The 15,566-nt window shown below is 71.8% G+C and carries 16 protein-coding genes and 1 tRNA gene; 12 read left to right on the plus strand and 5 right to left on the minus strand.

Features of this window, described 5'->3' with window-relative positions:
- Positions 1 to 41: 41 nt before the first annotated feature.
- A complete protein-coding gene (locus QCD68_RS11655; RefSeq protein ID WP_301223129.1) occupies positions 42 to 1,142 on the minus strand; it encodes an ABC transporter ATP-binding protein in 1,101 nt (366 codons plus the stop codon).
- A gap of 263 nt (positions 1,143 to 1,405) precedes the next feature.
- On the opposite strand from QCD68_RS11655, the gene QCD68_RS11660 reads away from it, so the two are divergent.
- Complete coding sequence (locus QCD68_RS11660) at positions 1,406 to 2,347, plus strand: DsbA family protein (protein WP_301223130.1); 942 nt, start codon at positions 1,406 to 1,408, stop codon at positions 2,345 to 2,347.
- Positions 2,348 to 2,360: 13 nt separating this feature from the next.
- On the opposite strand, the gene ypfJ is transcribed toward QCD68_RS11660, so the two are convergent.
- Positions 2,361 to 3,251 carry a KPN_02809 family neutral zinc metallopeptidase gene (gene ypfJ / locus QCD68_RS11665; protein WP_301223131.1) on the minus strand — a complete coding sequence of 297 codons (891 nt, stop codon included), beginning with the start codon at positions 3,249 to 3,251 and terminating at the stop codon, positions 2,361 to 2,363.
- A gap of 135 nt (positions 3,252 to 3,386) precedes the next feature.
- Here ypfJ and QCD68_RS11670 point away from each other — a divergent pair, with 135 nt between their 5' ends.
- Entirely contained in the window at positions 3,387 to 4,328 is a 942-nt protein-coding gene (locus tag QCD68_RS11670; protein ID WP_301223132.1) for a 2-deoxy-5-keto-D-gluconate 6-phosphate aldolase domain-containing protein, read from the plus strand.
- Positions 4,329 to 4,388: 60 nt separating this feature from the next.
- On the opposite strand, the gene QCD68_RS11675 is transcribed toward QCD68_RS11670, so the two are convergent.
- Positions 4,389 to 5,153, minus strand: coding sequence for an NAD(P)H-hydrate epimerase (locus tag QCD68_RS11675; RefSeq protein ID WP_301223133.1), 765 nt, complete (start codon positions 5,151 to 5,153; stop codon positions 4,389 to 4,391).
- Positions 5,154 to 5,188: 35 nt separating this feature from the next.
- Between QCD68_RS11675 and QCD68_RS11680 the strand changes: the two genes are divergently transcribed.
- The 3 genes from QCD68_RS11680 to QCD68_RS11690 all read left to right on the plus strand — a co-directional run bounded on the left by QCD68_RS11680 (position 5,189) and on the right by QCD68_RS11690 (position 8,869).
- A complete protein-coding gene (locus QCD68_RS11680; protein WP_301223134.1) occupies positions 5,189 to 5,986 on the plus strand; it encodes an alpha/beta fold hydrolase in 798 nt (265 codons plus the stop codon).
- Positions 5,987 to 6,040: 54 nt separating this feature from the next.
- Positions 6,041 to 7,072 (plus strand): aldo/keto reductase, encoded by a 1,032-nt coding sequence (locus QCD68_RS11685; protein WP_301223135.1) that lies wholly within the window; start codon positions 6,041 to 6,043, stop codon positions 7,070 to 7,072.
- 432 nt (positions 7,073 to 7,504) lie between these two features.
- Positions 7,505 to 8,869, plus strand: coding sequence for a hypothetical protein (locus QCD68_RS11690; RefSeq protein WP_301223136.1), 1,365 nt, complete (start codon positions 7,505 to 7,507; stop codon positions 8,867 to 8,869).
- Positions 8,870 to 8,915: 46 nt separating this feature from the next.
- On the opposite strand, the gene QCD68_RS11695 is transcribed toward QCD68_RS11690, so the two are convergent.
- Both QCD68_RS11695 and msrB read right to left on the minus strand, forming a co-directional pair.
- A tRNA-Thr gene (locus QCD68_RS11695) sits at positions 8,916 to 8,988 on the minus strand.
- Positions 8,989 to 9,081: 93 nt separating this feature from the next.
- Positions 9,082 to 9,483, minus strand: a complete 402-nt coding sequence (gene msrB, locus QCD68_RS11700; protein ID WP_111073793.1) for a peptide-methionine (R)-S-oxide reductase MsrB — start codon at positions 9,481 to 9,483, stop codon at positions 9,082 to 9,084.
- Between the two features lie 73 nt (positions 9,484 to 9,556).
- Here msrB and QCD68_RS11705 point away from each other — a divergent pair, with 73 nt between their 5' ends.
- The 7 genes from QCD68_RS11705 to QCD68_RS11735 all read left to right on the plus strand — a co-directional run bounded on the left by QCD68_RS11705 (position 9,557) and on the right by QCD68_RS11735 (position 15,547).
- A complete protein-coding gene (locus QCD68_RS11705; RefSeq protein WP_301223137.1) occupies positions 9,557 to 10,048 on the plus strand; it encodes a GNAT family N-acetyltransferase in 492 nt (163 codons plus the stop codon).
- Positions 10,048 to 11,064, plus strand: a complete 1,017-nt coding sequence (locus QCD68_RS11710) for a DUF2332 family protein (RefSeq protein WP_301223138.1) — start codon at positions 10,048 to 10,050, stop codon at positions 11,062 to 11,064. Before QCD68_RS11705 ends, QCD68_RS11710 begins: the two co-directional genes overlap by 1 nt.
- A 96-nt stretch (positions 11,065 to 11,160) precedes the next feature.
- A complete protein-coding gene (locus tag QCD68_RS11715; RefSeq protein WP_253464859.1) occupies positions 11,161 to 11,460 on the plus strand; it encodes a DUF3263 domain-containing protein in 300 nt (99 codons plus the stop codon).
- Positions 11,457 to 12,053 carry a LytR C-terminal domain-containing protein gene (locus tag QCD68_RS11720; protein ID WP_301223139.1) on the plus strand — a complete coding sequence of 199 codons (597 nt, stop codon included), beginning with the start codon at positions 11,457 to 11,459 and terminating at the stop codon, positions 12,051 to 12,053. Before QCD68_RS11715 ends, QCD68_RS11720 begins: the two co-directional genes overlap by 4 nt.
- Before the next feature lie 250 nt (positions 12,054 to 12,303).
- The gene (locus tag QCD68_RS11725) at positions 12,304 to 12,507 is read left to right on the plus strand and encodes a cold-shock protein (RefSeq protein ID WP_022903461.1); all 204 of its coding nucleotides are present in this window, start codon (positions 12,304 to 12,306) and stop codon (positions 12,505 to 12,507) included.
- 217 nt (positions 12,508 to 12,724) lie between these two features.
- Complete coding sequence (gene groL / locus QCD68_RS11730; RefSeq protein ID WP_111073788.1) at positions 12,725 to 14,347, plus strand: chaperonin GroEL; 1,623 nt, start codon at positions 12,725 to 12,727, stop codon at positions 14,345 to 14,347.
- A gap of 345 nt (positions 14,348 to 14,692) precedes the next feature.
- Positions 14,693 to 15,547, plus strand: coding sequence for a hypothetical protein (locus tag QCD68_RS11735; RefSeq protein WP_301223140.1), 855 nt, complete (start codon positions 14,693 to 14,695; stop codon positions 15,545 to 15,547).
- Positions 15,548 to 15,566 lie beyond the last annotated feature (19 nt).

Below are 15,566 nucleotides of genomic sequence, written 5' to 3' on the forward strand. Positions count from 1 at the left end.
GTGCCAGCTGGCACCGCGCCTCCTGTGAGTGACTTCCAGCGTTACGCGCTGATGACGGCCTTGTCGTCGAGGCGCTCGCCCGACTCCGAGTCGAACATGTGCACGTGGCCCTGCTTCGGGCTCACGACGACGGTGTCGCCGATCGACGGGTGGTTGCGGCCGTCCACGCGGGTGACGATGTCGGTACGGGTACCGTTCACGTCGGCGTGGCCGTAGAGGTAGCCGTCGGCGCCGAGCTCTTCGACGACGTCGACCGTGACCGGCAGGCCCTCGCCCGAGTTCGACACGATGATGTCCTCGGGGCGGACGCCGACCGTGACCTGGGCCGAGCGGACGTTCGACAGCGTGTCGCGGTCGACCGGGTGGTTCAGCGTGCCGAAGGTGATGCCACCCTCGACCACGGAGGCCGGGAGCAGGTTCATCGCGGGCGAGCCGATGAAGCCGGCGACGAACACGTTGTTCGGCTTCTCGTACAGGTCGCGGGGGCTGCCGACCTGCTGCAGGATGCCGTCCTTGAGGACCGCGATGCGGTCACCCATGGTCAGGGCCTCGGTCTGGTCGTGCGTGACGTAGACGGTCGTGACGCCGAGACGACGCTGCAGCGACGCGATCTGGGTACGGGTCTGGACGCGGAGCTTGGCGTCGAGGTTCGACAGCGGCTCGTCCATGAGGAACACCTGCGGCTGACGGACGATCGCACGGCCCATCGCGACGCGCTGACGCTGACCGCCGGAGAGCGCCTTCGGCTTGCGGCCGAGGTACTGCTCGAGGTCGAGGAGCTTCGCGGCTTCCTGCACGCGGGTGGCGCGCTCTTCCTTGCCGACGCCGGCGATCTTGAGCGCGAAGCCCATGTTCTCGGCGACGGTCATGTGCGGGTACAGCGCGTAGTTCTGGAACACCATCGCGATGTCGCGGTCCTTCGGCGGGACGTCCGTGACGTCGCGGTCGCCGATGCGGATCGCGCCGGAGTTGACCTCTTCGAGGCCGGCCAGCATGCGCAGGGACGTGGACTTGCCACAGCCCGAGGGGCCGACGAGGACGAGGAACTCGCCGTCGGCGACGTCCAGGTCGAGGGAGTCCACCGCGGGGCGGTTGCCTCCGGGGTACAGACGGGTTGCCTTGTCATAGGTGACGGACGCCATGAGCGTTCGATCCTCTCCACCGGCAGGTACGTGCCGGACGATCCGTAGTGAAGCGACGACCCGCGAGGGCCGGCGGATGGTCGTCGTCGACCATCACTGGTCATACAACACGAGTTCTCCCAGCGGCGCCAGTGCGCAGCTGCCGGTCCCCGGGGCGTTCCCTGCTGGTTGGCTGGTTCCCATCGGCCGCCACTACAATCGGCGGGTCCGTCCGCCGACCGGGGGGAGGCCGAGCGGACACCGACCAGGAGGACAGCCGCACGATGACCAACCGCCCTGAAGGAGACGCCCGCGCCCAGCGGAACGCGCGTCGCGCCGCCGCCCGCGAGCGAGCCCAGCGCACCCGTGCCCAGCAGAAGCGTCGCCAGCGCGGTGCCCGGCTCGGACTGCAGATCGGACTCGGCGTGGTGCTCGTCGCCGCCGCCACGATCGTGACGCTCGTGCTCGTGAACTCCTCGCGTCCCGCCGGACCCGGCCCGGACACCATGGCCGACGGCGGCATCACGATCAGCACCGGTCTGAAGGCCGTCGACCCGGCAGCCGCGTCGACCGCACCGTCCCCGAGTGCGACCGACTCGGCCGACCCGGTGCGGATCGCCCTGTACGTCGACTACCTCTGCCCGATCTGCGGCGCGTTCGAGTCCACGAACAGCGAGTACATCGAGGGCCTGGTCGACTCCGGTGCCGCCACGATCGACATCCACCCCGTCGCGATCCTGTCGAACCGCTCGCAGGGCACGAAGTACTCCCTCCGTGCGGCGAACGCAGCAGCCTGCGTGGCGCAGGAGTCGCCGGACTCGTTCTTCGCCGTGAACAAGGCCCTGTTCGCCAAGCAGCCGGAAGAGGGCACACCGGGCCTGACGGACGAGCAGCTCGGCTCGCTGATCACGAGCATCCCGGGCGTGCGGCACGGCTCGACCATCGAGTCCTGCATCGACGACCAGCGCTACGGCAAGTGGGTCGACGAGCGCACCACCGCGGTGAGCGGCGGGGACATCCCCGGTTCCGACCTGACGACGTTCCCGGGCACCCCGCTGGTGCTCGTCAACGGCCAGCAGTACCAGTACACGACCGCGTCGACGAACGACGAGTTCCGCACGTTCGTGGTGTCGGCCGCCGACAGCACCGACTCCACGCCGACGCCCACCCCGACGCCGAGCAGCTCGTCGTCGGGGACCCCGTCGCCGTCGGCCACGGGCAACTGACCGGGCGTCGCCCCTAGAGCGACGAGCCCGGGACGCTGAGGGTGTCGCAGCTCGTCGCCCCGCGTTCGTAGCCGCGCTCGAACCACCGCTGCCGCTGCTCGCTGGACCCGTGCGTGAACGAGTCCGGGTCGACCTGACCGGTGGCCTTCTCCTGGATGCTGTCGTCACCCACGGCGCTCGCCGCGGACAGGGCGTCGGCGATCTGGGCCCGGGTGACGGGCTCGAAGAACGTCGAGCCGTCGGCGGCCTTCGTCGTCGCCGCGTCCCCGACCCAGGCGCCGGCGTAGCAGTCCGCCTGCAGCTCCACGCGGACGCTGCCGGACGAGGCGCCGGTGCCGCTGCGGTCGGTGTCCGCGAAGGTGCCCTGCAGCTGCTGCACGTGGTGGCCCCACTCGTGCGCGACGACGTACATCTGCGCGAGCGGCCCGCCCGAGGACCCGTAGCTCGACTTCAGGTCGTCGTAGAACGCGGTGTCGAGGAAGATCGCACGATCCGGCGGGCAGTAGAACGGCCCGGTCGCCGCCGACGCGGTGCCGCACCCGGTGTCGGTCGAGCCGTCGAACAGGAAGAAGTCGGGCGTCGAGTACGACGTGCCGAGCTCCTGCGACTCGGCGCTCCAGTACGCGTCGAGCGACTCGGCGGCGCCCTCCATCCGGCACTCGACGTCGGCGTTGGCGTCCCGGCCGGTCTGGCACTCGGCGATCGGTGTGGCTTCGGCGCCGCCCTGCTGGATCGGGGTGAGGCCGCCGCCCCCGCCGACGAGCCCGCCGAGGTCGACCCCCGTGAACTGGGCGATGAGGAAGACCACGATCGCGGTGACACCGACCGCGCCGCCGATGGCCGTGGTGCGCCCGCGGCGCTTGACCTTGCCGCCCTGCAGCCGGGTGTCGTCGTTGAACGTCATGGACCGAACCTACGGACGATCGACCGACCACGCCCGCAACCGGCCCGCGCCAGCAACCGGACCGCGCCCGGACCCGGACCCGGACCCCGCCCGGACCCGGACCGGCGGGGAGCCCCGACGGAGTAGACCGGGGCGATGCCGATCCTCGACGAGACCCACCCCCTGTTCCTGTTCGCGATGGACCAGCGGTCCTCGCTCCTCGAGCACACCTACGACGAGGACTCCGGCGAGCCCGCCGACGAGGCCGAGGCCGAACGCGTCCGCGCCGGCAAGCAGCTCGTCTACCGCGGGGTCCTCACCGCCCTGGCCGCCGGCGCCGCCCGCGAGCACACCGGCGTCCTGGTCGACGAGCGCTACGGCGCCGACGTCGCCCGGCTCGCCAAGGAGGCGGGACTCCAGCTCGCCATGCCGGTCGAGCGCTCCGGCCGCGAGTGGTTCGAGCTCGAGTACGGCGACGACTGGGTCGCCCACGTCGACGCGTTCGACCCGGACTGGGTGAAGGTCCTGGTGCGGGACAACCCCGCCTTCGACGCCGACCACCGCGAGCAGCAGGCGGCGGCCCTCGCCGACGTCGCGGCGACCCTGCACGACGCCGGACGCCCGTTCCTCGTCGAACTGCTCGTGCCGGGCACCGACGAGCAGCAGTCGGCCGTCGACGACTACGACCGGGACCTCCGGCCGGACCTGGTCGTGCAGGTGCTCGAGTTCCTGCAGGACCACGGTGTCGAGGCGGACGTCTGGAAGCTCGAGGGCCTGGACCGTCGTGAGGACGCCGAACGCGTCGTCGCCACCGCCCGCCGCGGCGGACGCGACACCGTGCAGTGCATCGTCCTGGGACGGGACGCGCCCGAGGAACAGCTCGACGCCTGGCTGCGCACCGCGGCTCCGGTCGACGGCTTCGTCGGCTTCGCGATCGGCCGCAGCAACTGGGAGGAACCGCTCGAGGACGTCGTCCGCGAGCACCTGGACACCGAGGCGGCCGAACAGCTCATCGCCGCGAACTACCGGCACTTCGTCGACACCTGGCTGGAAGCCCGTGGCGACGTCGAGCACGGGGTCGACGCCGGCGCGGTCTGACCCCGACCGACCGGCAGCTCGGTCGCCGGTCGCCCGTCCAGCGCGAGCGATCCCCGCGGGTCAGGTGCGGACCAGCGGCTCCACCGCCGCCAGGTCCGCACCGATGCCGACGTCGACGAGTTCGATCCGTCCGACGAGCGTCGCCGCCGGTCCCCGGAGCAACCCGGCCTTCACGCCGCCGAACGTCACCGTGACGTCGGCATGGAGCACGTGGTCGTCCGCGATGCCACCGGTGTCCACGTCGATGCCGCTCGGCACGTCCACCGCGACGACGAACGGTGCACGCTGTTCCCGGGCCAGCTCACGGAGGCCGGCCACGACCTCCCGCGCCGGCGACCGCAGTGGGCCGCCGCCACCGATGCCGAGGATCCCGTCGAGCACCAGGTCGGCCTCGAGGGCGGCCTCCCGGCCGACCTGCGCCAGCCGCTCGCCGACCGGCGGTGTCACCGCCTGCAGGATGTCCGCCGCGCCAGCCGCGGAACCGGTCGCACCGTCCGCCACCGGATCGTCCAGGAGGCGCGCCCCGGCCTCCCGGGCCGCTGCCAGGCCCGCCTCGTGGACACGTGAGCCGACGCGCAGGACCGTGACGTGCCTCCCGGCCGACGCCAGCCGCGCACCCGCGAACAGGGCGTCCCCGCCGTTGTCGCCGCTGCCCGCGAGGACCAGCACCGAGCCCGGGCCGTCCCCGGGACGGACCGCCGGGTCGTCCAACAGGTCACCGACGATCGCAGCCAACCCGTCGGCGGCCCGCTGCATGAGGGGCTCGCCCGCCGCCAGGTGCCCTCGTTCTGCCGCTCGGATCTGATCGCCGCCGTACCCGTCCATGCGAGCCACTGTGCCCCCGCTACCCTGGGCAGGCCATGTCTCTCGTCCCCGAAGCGCCCCGCCCCCGGGTGGTCATGTCCCCGGACGGCCTCCCGCTCGCCACCTACGACTTCGGAGACCCGGACGCCCCCGCGGTCGTCGCCGTGCACGGGTTCGCCTCCGGAGCGCTCCTCAACTGGCACGCTGCCGGGTGGACCCGCGACCTCGTCCGCGCCGGACGCCGGGTCATCGCGTTCGACCAGCGCGGCCACGGGGCCAGCGGCAAGCCGCACGAGCCGCACAGCTACTCGATGGACCTGCTCGTCGACGACGTCACCGCGGTCATCGACACCTACCTGCTCGACGACGTCGCGTTCCTCGGGTACTCGCTCGGCGCCCGCGTCGGCTGGCACGCGGCCGAACGGATGAGCGACCGGATCTCACGCGCGGTCCTGGGCGGCATCCCCGACGCCGACCCGATGCGGCGCGTCCGCGTCGACCAGGCGCGCGCGTTCATCACCGACGGCACCCCGGTCGAGGACCGCGTCACCAACGGGTACCTGACGATGGCCGCCGGGGTGGAGGGTAACGACCTCCGCGCGCTCGTCGCCATGGTCGAGGGGATGCGGGACAGCATCGAGCCGACACCCGAGAACGCGCCTGCGCAGCCGCTGCTGCTCGCCGCGGGCAGCGAGGACGGCATCAAGGACAGCGCGCTGCGCCTCGCCGAGACGGCGCCGCACGCGACGTTCTTCGAGATCCCGGGGCGGAACCACTTCAACGCCCCGACGTCGCGGCACTTCCGGGAGGCGGCGATCGCGTTCCTGGGGGAGGTCCTGTCCGGCGACCGCTGACGGGTACTCGTGGGCCCTCCCGCCGCGGAGGACGCGCGGCGTAGCGTCCGCGCCATGGAACACAGACTCCTCGGCAACAGCGGGACAGTGGTGTCGTCGCTGACCCTCGGCACCATGACGTTCGGCAGCGAAGCCGACGAACCCACCTCCCACGCCATCATCGACGCCTTCGTGGCCGGCGGCGGCACCTTCATCGACACGGCCGACGTGTACTCGGGCAACGAGTCCGAGCGGATCATCGGCCGTTGGCTCCAGGCCCACCCGACCGAGGCGCAGCAGGTCGTCCTCGCCACCAAGGGCCGCTTCCCGCAGGGCGACGGACCGAACGACCTCGGCCTGTCGCGTCGGCACCTGCGGGTCGCCCTCGACGCCTCGCTCGAGCGTCTCGGCGTCGAGCACATCGACCTCTACCAGATGCACGCATGGGACGCCCTGACCCCGATCGAGGAGACCCTGCGCTTCCTCGACGACGCCGTCTCGGCCGGCAAGATCGGCACGTACGGGTTCTCGAACTACCTCGGCTACCAGGTCACGAAGGCCGTCTACGAGGCGAAGGCGCACGGCTGGGCACCGCCCGTCACCCTGCAGCCGCAGTACAACCTGCTCGTCCGCGACATCGAGCACGAGGTCGTCCCCGCGTGCCTGGACGCCGGCATCGGCCTGCTGCCGTGGTCGCCGCTCGCCGGTGGCTGGCTGTCCGGCAAGTACCAGCGCGACGAGGCCCCGACCGGCTCGACCCGTCTGGGGGAGGACCCGAAGCGCGGCATGGAGGCGTGGGAGGCCCGCAACGCCGACGAGCGCACGTGGCAGGTGCTCGACGCGGTCTCGACCGTCGCCGAGGCGCACGGGGCCTCGCGCTCCCAGGTGTCCCTCGCCTGGCTGCTCGCCCGTTCGGCGGTGACGAGCGTCATCCTCGGTGCCCGGACCGTCGAGCAGCTGCAGGACAACCTGGGCGCCGCGGACCTGGTGCTCGAGGACGCCGAACTCACCGCGCTCACGGACGCCAGCGCACCCCGGGTGGACGACTACCCGTACGGCACGGCCGGGGTCGCGCAGCGCGTGCGGAAGATCAGCGGCGGACGCTGATCCCGCGCCGGTGCGCGGCCGGGCCCGCGCCGGTGCGGGCCCGGCTGGCCCCGGGTCCGTCGCGGGCCCGGCTGGCCCTGCGTCCGGTGCGGCCCGCCGGATGATGCGGGAAACCGCTGATGTCGTCCGGCGGCGTGGACCCGGTGGTCGTGCGGGTGTCAGGATCGACACACGGCCGGCTGGTTACCGCGCCGAGCGCCCGGAACACCCCTGATCCGTGTTCCACCCGCGCCGGAGCCCCGAGCGACCTGGTCGCTCGGGGCTCTGCTCATGCAGACGCTCTTGCCGTGTCGGCGCTCTTCCCACGTCGGAACTCCTCCCGTGTCGGAGCTCTTCCCGTGTCCAAACGCCGGCGCGTCGGACCGTCGTCGGGAGTCCGGTCCGGGGCCGCAGGTCGTACCCTCGACCAGTGGTCCGACGAGCATGCAACCGATGAGGCGCTCCCCGCTGGCGACGTCGGGGTCCCGGGCGACGACGGGGTCTGTCGCCACGCCGATGGGTCGCCTCCGGACCGCACTCCTCGCCGCGCTCGTGCTGGTGCTCGCCACCGCGGTCGCCTGGTCCCGCCTGGACCCCGAGCAACGCGCGACGCTGTGGGCCGAGGACGGCCGGGACTTCGTCTCCGCGTACTTCGTCGACGGACTCGGGGCCACGCTCTTCCGGCCCTTCGGCGGGTACCTGCAGTTCGTCCCGCGACTCATCGCAGCAGTGAGCGGCACCATCGCCGGGCCGGAGCACCTCGCACAGACCGTCACCCTCCTCGCCTGCGCCGGCGTCGGCGCGGTGAGCGCACTGCTCTACCTGTACAGCCGGACCGTGCTGCGCACCCCGGTGGCACCGTTCCTGCTCGCCGCCGTGCCCCCGCTGATCCCGACCGCGCCACGTGAGGCACTCGGGACGATGAACAACCTGCACTCGTTCCTGCTGCTGCTGGTCCCCGTGGTGCTGCTCGCCGTCCCCAGGTCGTGGTGGACGTCGGCCGGCACCGCCGTGCTCGTCGTCGCCGTCGTGCTCAGCGACACCCAGGCCCTGCTGTTCGCCCCGCTGCTCCTGGCCGGGATCCGGGACCGGCGGAAGTGGCCCGTGATCGCCGCGTTCCTGGCCGCCGGAGCCGCGCAGGTCGCCACCGTCGTCGCGTTCCCCCGACCGGTCATCAGCTACGGCGCCTCGGGCCCGGTGACGATCGCGGACGTCGTCGTCGGCTTCGTGTCGGTCCCGCTCACCACGGTGTGGACGACCCGGCTCGATGCGGTGTCCACGATGATCGCCGACGCCGGGACGGCACCGATCGTCGCCCTGACCGTGGTCTCCGTCGCCGTGGCGGTCGCCGCGATCGTGTCCGGGCAGGCAGCGCACCGCTGGCTCGTGTCCGCGACCGTCCTCGGTGCCGCCGCGCTCTGGGCGGCCGCACTACTCGTCACCCCTGCCGACGGGTTCCTCTTCACGCAGGGCCTCGCGGACCACGTCGCGCACTTCGGCCCGATCCGGTACGCCACCGTCAGCTCGGGCTTCCTGCTCCTCGCACTCGTGGTCGCCGCTGACGCGATCTGGGGGCGGCACCGGCTCCGTCGCGCCGTCGCGATCGCTCTCGCCGTCGCCGTGGCGCTGACGCTCGTGGTGCACCACCACGACACCGGCCACGCGGGGCGGTCCGACGGGCCGACCATCACCTCGCAGGTCCCCGCCGCCCGCGAGGCCTGCGCGACCGAGGACCGCCGGACCGTGGGACTGCGGCAGGCGCCGGACCGGTCGCCGTGGGTCGTGACGCTGCCGTGCGCCTACGTCGAGCGGCGCTGACCGCAGCGGGGCCCGGGGCCACCCGCAGGATCGGTCGTGAGCTGAGGGCCGGCAGCGGGACTTGAACCCGCAACCCCCGTATTACAAGTACGGTGCGCTACCAATTGCGCCATGCCGGCTGACCCGCCCATCGTACCGGCAGGCCGGGGTGTCGGACACGACGACGGCGCCCGGACCGGAGTCCGAGCGCCGTCAGTCGTCCTGCTCTGCGCTTACTTCTCGGCCGAGAAGTTGAGCGAGACCGAGTTCATGCAGTAGCGGTCGCCCGTGGGGGTCCCGAAGCCGTCCGGGAACACGTGGCCGAGGTGGCCGCCGCAGTTCGCGCACCGGACCTCGGTGCGGGCCATGCCGAGGGACTTGTCCTCGATGAGCTGCACCGCCGCCGGGTCGACCGACTCGTAGAACGACGGCCAGCCGCAGCCGGAGTCGAACTTCGTGCCGCTCTTGAACAGCTCCGCACCACACGCCGCACACGTGTAGACGCCGGCGCGCTCCTCGTCGAGGAGTTCACCGGTCCACGGCCGCTCGGTGCCGGCCTGGCGGAGCACGGCGTACTGGTCCGGCGAGAGCTCCTCGCGCCACTGGGCGTCGGACTTGTCGACGTTGTATGCCATGTGCGTACCTCCTGGTTCCGACCGGGACGGGTGTCGACCGGTCATCGTGCGTCGCTGGACTAAACTCCGCGGGATGTCCGGTCATTCCGTCCACCGTGCCCGCTGGGAACACCTGACGACCGACGAACTGTACGACATCGTCCGGCTGCGGAACCGGGTGTTCGCCCTCGAACAGCGCGTCACGGCCGAGGACTTCGACGGCCGCGACCGCGACCCGGACACCGAGCACTGGTGGTCCGAGCAGCGGCTGACCGGTGACACCGAGACCTCGGTCACCGGGTACCTCCGCCTGGTCCGGCCGGCCGCCGCCGAACCGCACCCCGCCGACAGCGCCGCGCCGACCCGGGTGATCGGCCGGGTCGCCACCCACCCGGACCACCGCGGACAGGGCGTCGCCGGCCGGCTCGTCGCCGCCGTCCTCGCCGAACACGGACACGAGGCGTTCGTCCTGCACGCCCAGCAGTACGTCGCCGCGCTCTACGAACGCCACGGCTTCGTCCGCTTCGGCGCCCCCTACGACGAGGCCGGCATCACCCACGTCGGCATGTACCGCCCGGGCTCCTGATGGACACCCGGCAGCGCTACCGCACCTACGCCGACCGGATCGCGCCCGTCTCGCCCGCCTACGCGGCCTGGGCCCGCTCCGTCGACGACGACCTGGTCGCGCTCCTCGACGAGGTCCCCGCCACCCAGCGACAGCCGGAGCTCCTCTTCGCGGTGGCCCGACGCCTCGGCGCCGACCCGACGGACGCCGGGTCGCTCCGCGCCCTCGGACGGGAGGCCCGCCCCGCCCTGGTCGCGGCCCTCACCACCGCCACGGTGCAGGCCAACGACCCGCGCCGGCTCGCCCCCGTGGTGCCGGTGCTCGCCGCGCTCGCCGCAGCGACCGACCGACCGCTCGGCCTGCTCGACGTCGGCGCGGCAGCCGGGCTCTGCTCGGTCCCGGACCGGGTGACGCTCGACCACCGGCAGCGCGACCGCCCGGACGGAGCACCGGGGCCGCTCGTCCGGGTGCACACCGCGGTGCCGGGGCCTGCCGTGCACCTGGTCGCCGACGTCACCGGGACGCCTCCAGGGCCGGCAGCGCGGCCGATCCGGATCGGGGCGCGGGTGGCCCTCGACCCGAACCCGATCGACCCCGCGGCGCCGGGCGCACTCGAGCGACTCGTCGAGGCCGTCCCGCCCGAGGCGACGGACCGCACCGCCCTGATGGCGGAGGCGTTGCGGGCGACGCTGGTGGAGCCTCCCGTCCGGATCCGCGGCCGGGTGCCGGAGGACCTGGACCGCGCCCTCGACGCCCTGCCGGACGACTGCGAGCCGGTCGTGATGACCACCGGGACCCTCGTGTACGTGCCGGGTGCCGGGCGGCAGCAGCTCGTCGACCGCCTGCGTGCGCGGGGCGTGCGCTGGGTGGCGCTCGAGCGGACCGGGATCCTCGCCGGGGTCGCGGCGACGCTGCCGCCCGACGTCGACCCCGCCGATCCGGACGCGTTCGCGACGCTCTCCCTCGACGGTCGGGCGCTCGCCGTGTCCGACGCGTTCGGCACCCGGGTCCGGTGGTTCGGCCGGACGCTCGGCTGAGCGGGTTCCGCGACAGTCCAGCGCCGTGCCAGGGTCGACCCGCAGAGCGCCCCTACGATGTGCGAGACCTGCAACCCGTCCGCGATCGGAACCAGTGTGACCGCCCTCCCCACCGACGAGCTCACCGAGCTCGCCAAGCACGTGCTCGCGTTCGAGCACGAGCGGGCGCGGCACGACCGGACGAAGGAAGCCGAGATCCGCGTCGAGTTCGACTGGTCGCCGACGCGGTACTACCAGGTGTTGAACCGGGTGATCGACTCACCGGCGGCCCTGGCGTACGACCCGCAGCTGGTCACCCGGCTGCAGCGTCTCCGCCGGGCCCGGACGAGCGCCCGCGCTGCCCGCAGTTTCGTCGCGCCCCCGGCCGACCACGAAGGACGTGAAGAGGAACGATGACGAGATTCCCGCGAGACCGGTTCGACGACGTCACCGACGGCCCCCGGGTCGGCGCGCACCGTGGTCCCGCCCGTCGGGGCGGCGGCTGGGTCGTGTTCGCCTGGGCGGCCCTCGCCACCGGCGTCCTGGTCGGTGTCGGCGTCCTCGTGCTCGCCCTCGCCAACGGCAGCGTGCAGTTCACCGAGGGCAGTGGTGGGGCGACGTCGGCTCCGTCCGCATCGGCGACCTCGACCCCGAGCCGCAGTGCCTCGGCCGGGTCGGAACCGTCCGGTGCGGCGTCCTCGCCGGCGGCCGCGGCCGCTTCCCCGGCCGACCAGAACGCGACCACGCTCGTCGTGCTGAACGGAACCTCGACGACGGGGCTTGCGGCGAACGCGTCGACGAAGCTCACCGGCGCGGGCTGGAAGGTGACGTCCACGGGCGACGCCGGAACGACCGGTTCGACGCAGACCATCGTCTACTACCAGCAGGAGTCCCAGGCGGCGCTGGCCGAGGGCATCGCGAAGTCGCTCGGCACCTCGGCGGTGCAGCGGTCGTCGGCCTTCCCGAACGCGGACGTCTCGGTCGTCCTCGGCGCTGACTTCACGGGCTGAGACCGCTGTTCCGGGGCCCTGTGTTTCCGGCACGTTGCGGATCGTGGATCGCTGCGTGAAATACGTGTCACACCCCTTGCCGAAATCGTGACACTCGGTCAGAGTCACCAGTGGTCACCCCGTGTTCGCGACAGGTCCTCACTTCGAGGGCCGGCTGCGGAGGCGGGCGAGGCGACAGCGCTCTGACCCGACGACGCCATTTGCGATGGTGTCGTCGTTCGCACCAGCAGTACCGCAGGGAGCAAGGAACATGGCCAACGGAACCGTGAAGTGGTTCAACGCCGAGAAGGGCTTCGGCTTCATCACCGTGGATGGAGGGGGCCAGGACGTGTTCGTGCACTACTCGGCCATCGACATGAGCGGCTACAAGGTCCTCGAAGAGGGCCAGGCAGTGACGTTCGACGTCGGGACCGGGTCGAAGGGCCCGCAGGCCGAGTCGGTCCGTCCCGCCTGAGTCGCAGAACCGCTTGCGAACGCGTCGTCCCCGTCGGGGGCGGCGCGTTCGTGATGTTGGTGGCCGCTGCGGGCCGGGCCGACCTGTGGAAGCGGGGCGAGCCTCCAGACTGTGTTGCACTCTCGGGTGGCGAGTGCCAGAATCGGGCTTGGCACTCGGTCACACTGAGTGCCAGAACGACCCCGATGACGACGTCCGGGAGGGACGAAGAACTCACATGGCAAAGATCATTGCTTTCAACGAAGAGGCCCGACGCGGCCTCGAGCGCGGCCTCAACCAGCTGGCCGACGCCGTGAAGGTGACGCTCGGCCCGCGCGGCCGCAACGTCGTCCTCGAGAAGAAGTGGGGCGCCCCCACGATCACGAACGACGGTGTCTCCATCGCCAAGGAGATCGAGCTCGACGACCCGTACGAGAAGATCGGTGCGGAGCTCGTCAAGGAGGTCGCCAAGAAGACCGACGACGTCGCCGGTGACGGTACGACCACCGCAACGGTGCTCGCCCAGGCACTCGTCCGTGAAGGCCTGCGCAACGTCGCGGCCGGCGCCGACCCCATCTCCCTGAAGCGCGGCATCGAGAAGGCCGTCGCGGCCGTCTCCGAGCAGCTGCTCGCCGACGCCAAGGAGATCGAGACCAAGGACCAGATCGCCGCCACCGCGTCGATCTCGGCCGCTGACCCGACCATCGGCGCGCTCATCGCCGAGGCCATCGACAAGGTCGGCAAGGAAGGTGTCGTCACCGTCGAGGAGTCGAACACCTTCGGCACCGAGCTCGAGCTGACCGAGGGCATGCGCTTCGACAAGGGCTACCTGTCGCAGTACTTCGTCACCGACCCCGAGCGTCAGGAAGCCGTCTTCGAAGACGCGTACGTCCTGATCGTCAACTCGAAGATCTCGAACATCAAGGACCTCCTGCCGGTCGTCGACAAGGTGATCCAGGCGGGCAAGCAGCTCCTGATCATCGCCGAGGACGTCGACGGTGAGGCCCTGGCCACGCTCGTCGTGAACAAGATCCGCGGCATCTTCAAGTCCGTCGCCGTCAAGGCCCCGGGCTTCGGCGACCGTCGCAAGGCCATGCTGCAGGACATCGCGATCCTCACCGGCGGCCAGGTCATCTCGGAAGAGGTCGGCCTCAAGCTCGAGAACGCGACGCTCGACCTCCTCGGTCGTGCCCGCAAGGTCGTCATCACCAAGGACGAGACGACCATCGTCGAGGGTGCCGGCGACGCCGAGCAGATCGCCGGCCGCGTCCGTCAGATCCGCTCCGAGATCGAGGCGACCGACTCCGACTACGACCGCGAGAAGCTCCAGGAGCGCCTCGCGAAGCTCGCCGGTGGCGTGGCCGTCATCAAGGCGGGTGCCGCGACCGAGGTCGAGCTCAAGGAGCGCAAGCACCGCATCGAGGACGCCGTCCGCAACGCGAAGGCAGCCGTCGAAGAGGGCATCGTCGCCGGTGGTGGCGTCGCCCTCATCCAGGCCGGCAAGGTCGCACTCGACGGTCTCTCGCTCGAGGGCGACGAGGCAACCGGCGCGAACATCGTCCGCGTGGCCATCGACGCGCCGCTCAAGCAGATCGCGCTGAACGCCGGTCTCGAGCCGGGTGTCGTCGCTGCTCGGGTCCGCGAGCTCGAGTCCGGTTGGGGCCTCAACGCCGCGACCGGCGAGTACGTCGACCTGATCGCCGCGGGCATCATCGACCCCGCCAAGGTCACGCGTTCGGCGCTGCAGAACGCTGCTTCGATCGCCGGTCTGTTCCTCACGACCGAGGCCGTCGTCGCCGACAAGCCGGAGAAGAACCCGGCCATGCCGGCCGGCGACCCCACGGGTGGCATGGACTTCTAGTCCGGACCTGCTCGGCACGGGCCCTCGTACGCTTCGCGTGCGGGGGCCCTTCCACGTGCCCGGCGGCCTGCGGCCGGGCGGCGGCCGGCCGGTCACGACTCCCCGCTCACTTCCGCCGAGCGGTCAGGAAACGTCGTTCTCCGCCCGTCCAACCGACGAATCGCGACCGGTCGGCGGCGTGCGTCCGGGCGCGTACGGGGCTGGCCCGTCCCGCACTGGAGGCGCAGCAACCGTCGTTCTCCACAGATACGTCACCGGTCGTGCGCGCTCCACACGCGTGTCCGAAGCTCGGGGATGCGCACACCTCGACCCCTTCCCGCTCCGCTGCAGGAACGACCGTTCCGGGTGCGAGACGCCGTCGACGCCGGCATCAACGCCGAGCGACTGCGCCGACGAGACCTGGCCATCCCGGTCCACGGAGTCCGCGACCGAGCGGGACGTCGAGGCTTCTCGGAGTTCGTTGCCGCCGTCGCGCTCGTCATGGCGCCCGACCAGTTCTTCAGCCACACCACTGCTGCCCGGCTCTGGGGCGCACCGCTTCCGCGGACTGTGCAGGACGGCGGCGAGGTGCACGTCTCGACGATCGGGGACGGCGTCCGGATGCGACGGCCCGGTGTGGTCAGCCATCGCATCGCCGCATCGATGCCTGTCGAGCTGGACGGCCGGAGCATCGCGAGCCCGGCGGACACCTGGTTCCAGTGCGCGGGACTGCTCGGGGTCGGAGCCCTCGTGGCAGTCGGCGACCACGTCGTCGGGAGGAGCCAGCTCGCGACCATCGACGATCTGCGAGCGGCTGTCGCACCGGGCGCCCGACACGTCGTCAGGGCTCGTACCGCGCTCGAACTCGTGCGGGCCGGCTCCGAATCGGCGATGGAGACCTGGTGGCGGTTGGCGGTCGTCGAGGCGGGGTTCGACGAGCCGGAGCTGAACCTCGATGTCCACGACGGCTCGGGGCGCTTCCTCGGCCGCGTCGACATGGCGTGGCCCGAGCACCGGATCGCGCTCGAGTACGACGGGGACCACCACCGAGAGCGCGATGTCTTCCAGCATGACCAACAGCGAGACAACGGTTTCGTGGTCAACGACTGGATCGTGGTGCACGCCACCGCGGCCGATCGTGCCCGACCCGCGGTCCTCTTCCAGCGCCTCCGTCAGGCGTTCGCCCACCGACTGGTCACAGGTCGTCGTTTCGTGATCTGACGGAGGCGGTGCGGGCCTC

Origin of the sequence: Curtobacterium sp. PsM8, from assembly GCF_030433875.1 — a bacterium.
GTDB lineage: Bacteria > Actinomycetota > Actinomycetes > Actinomycetales > Microbacteriaceae > Curtobacterium.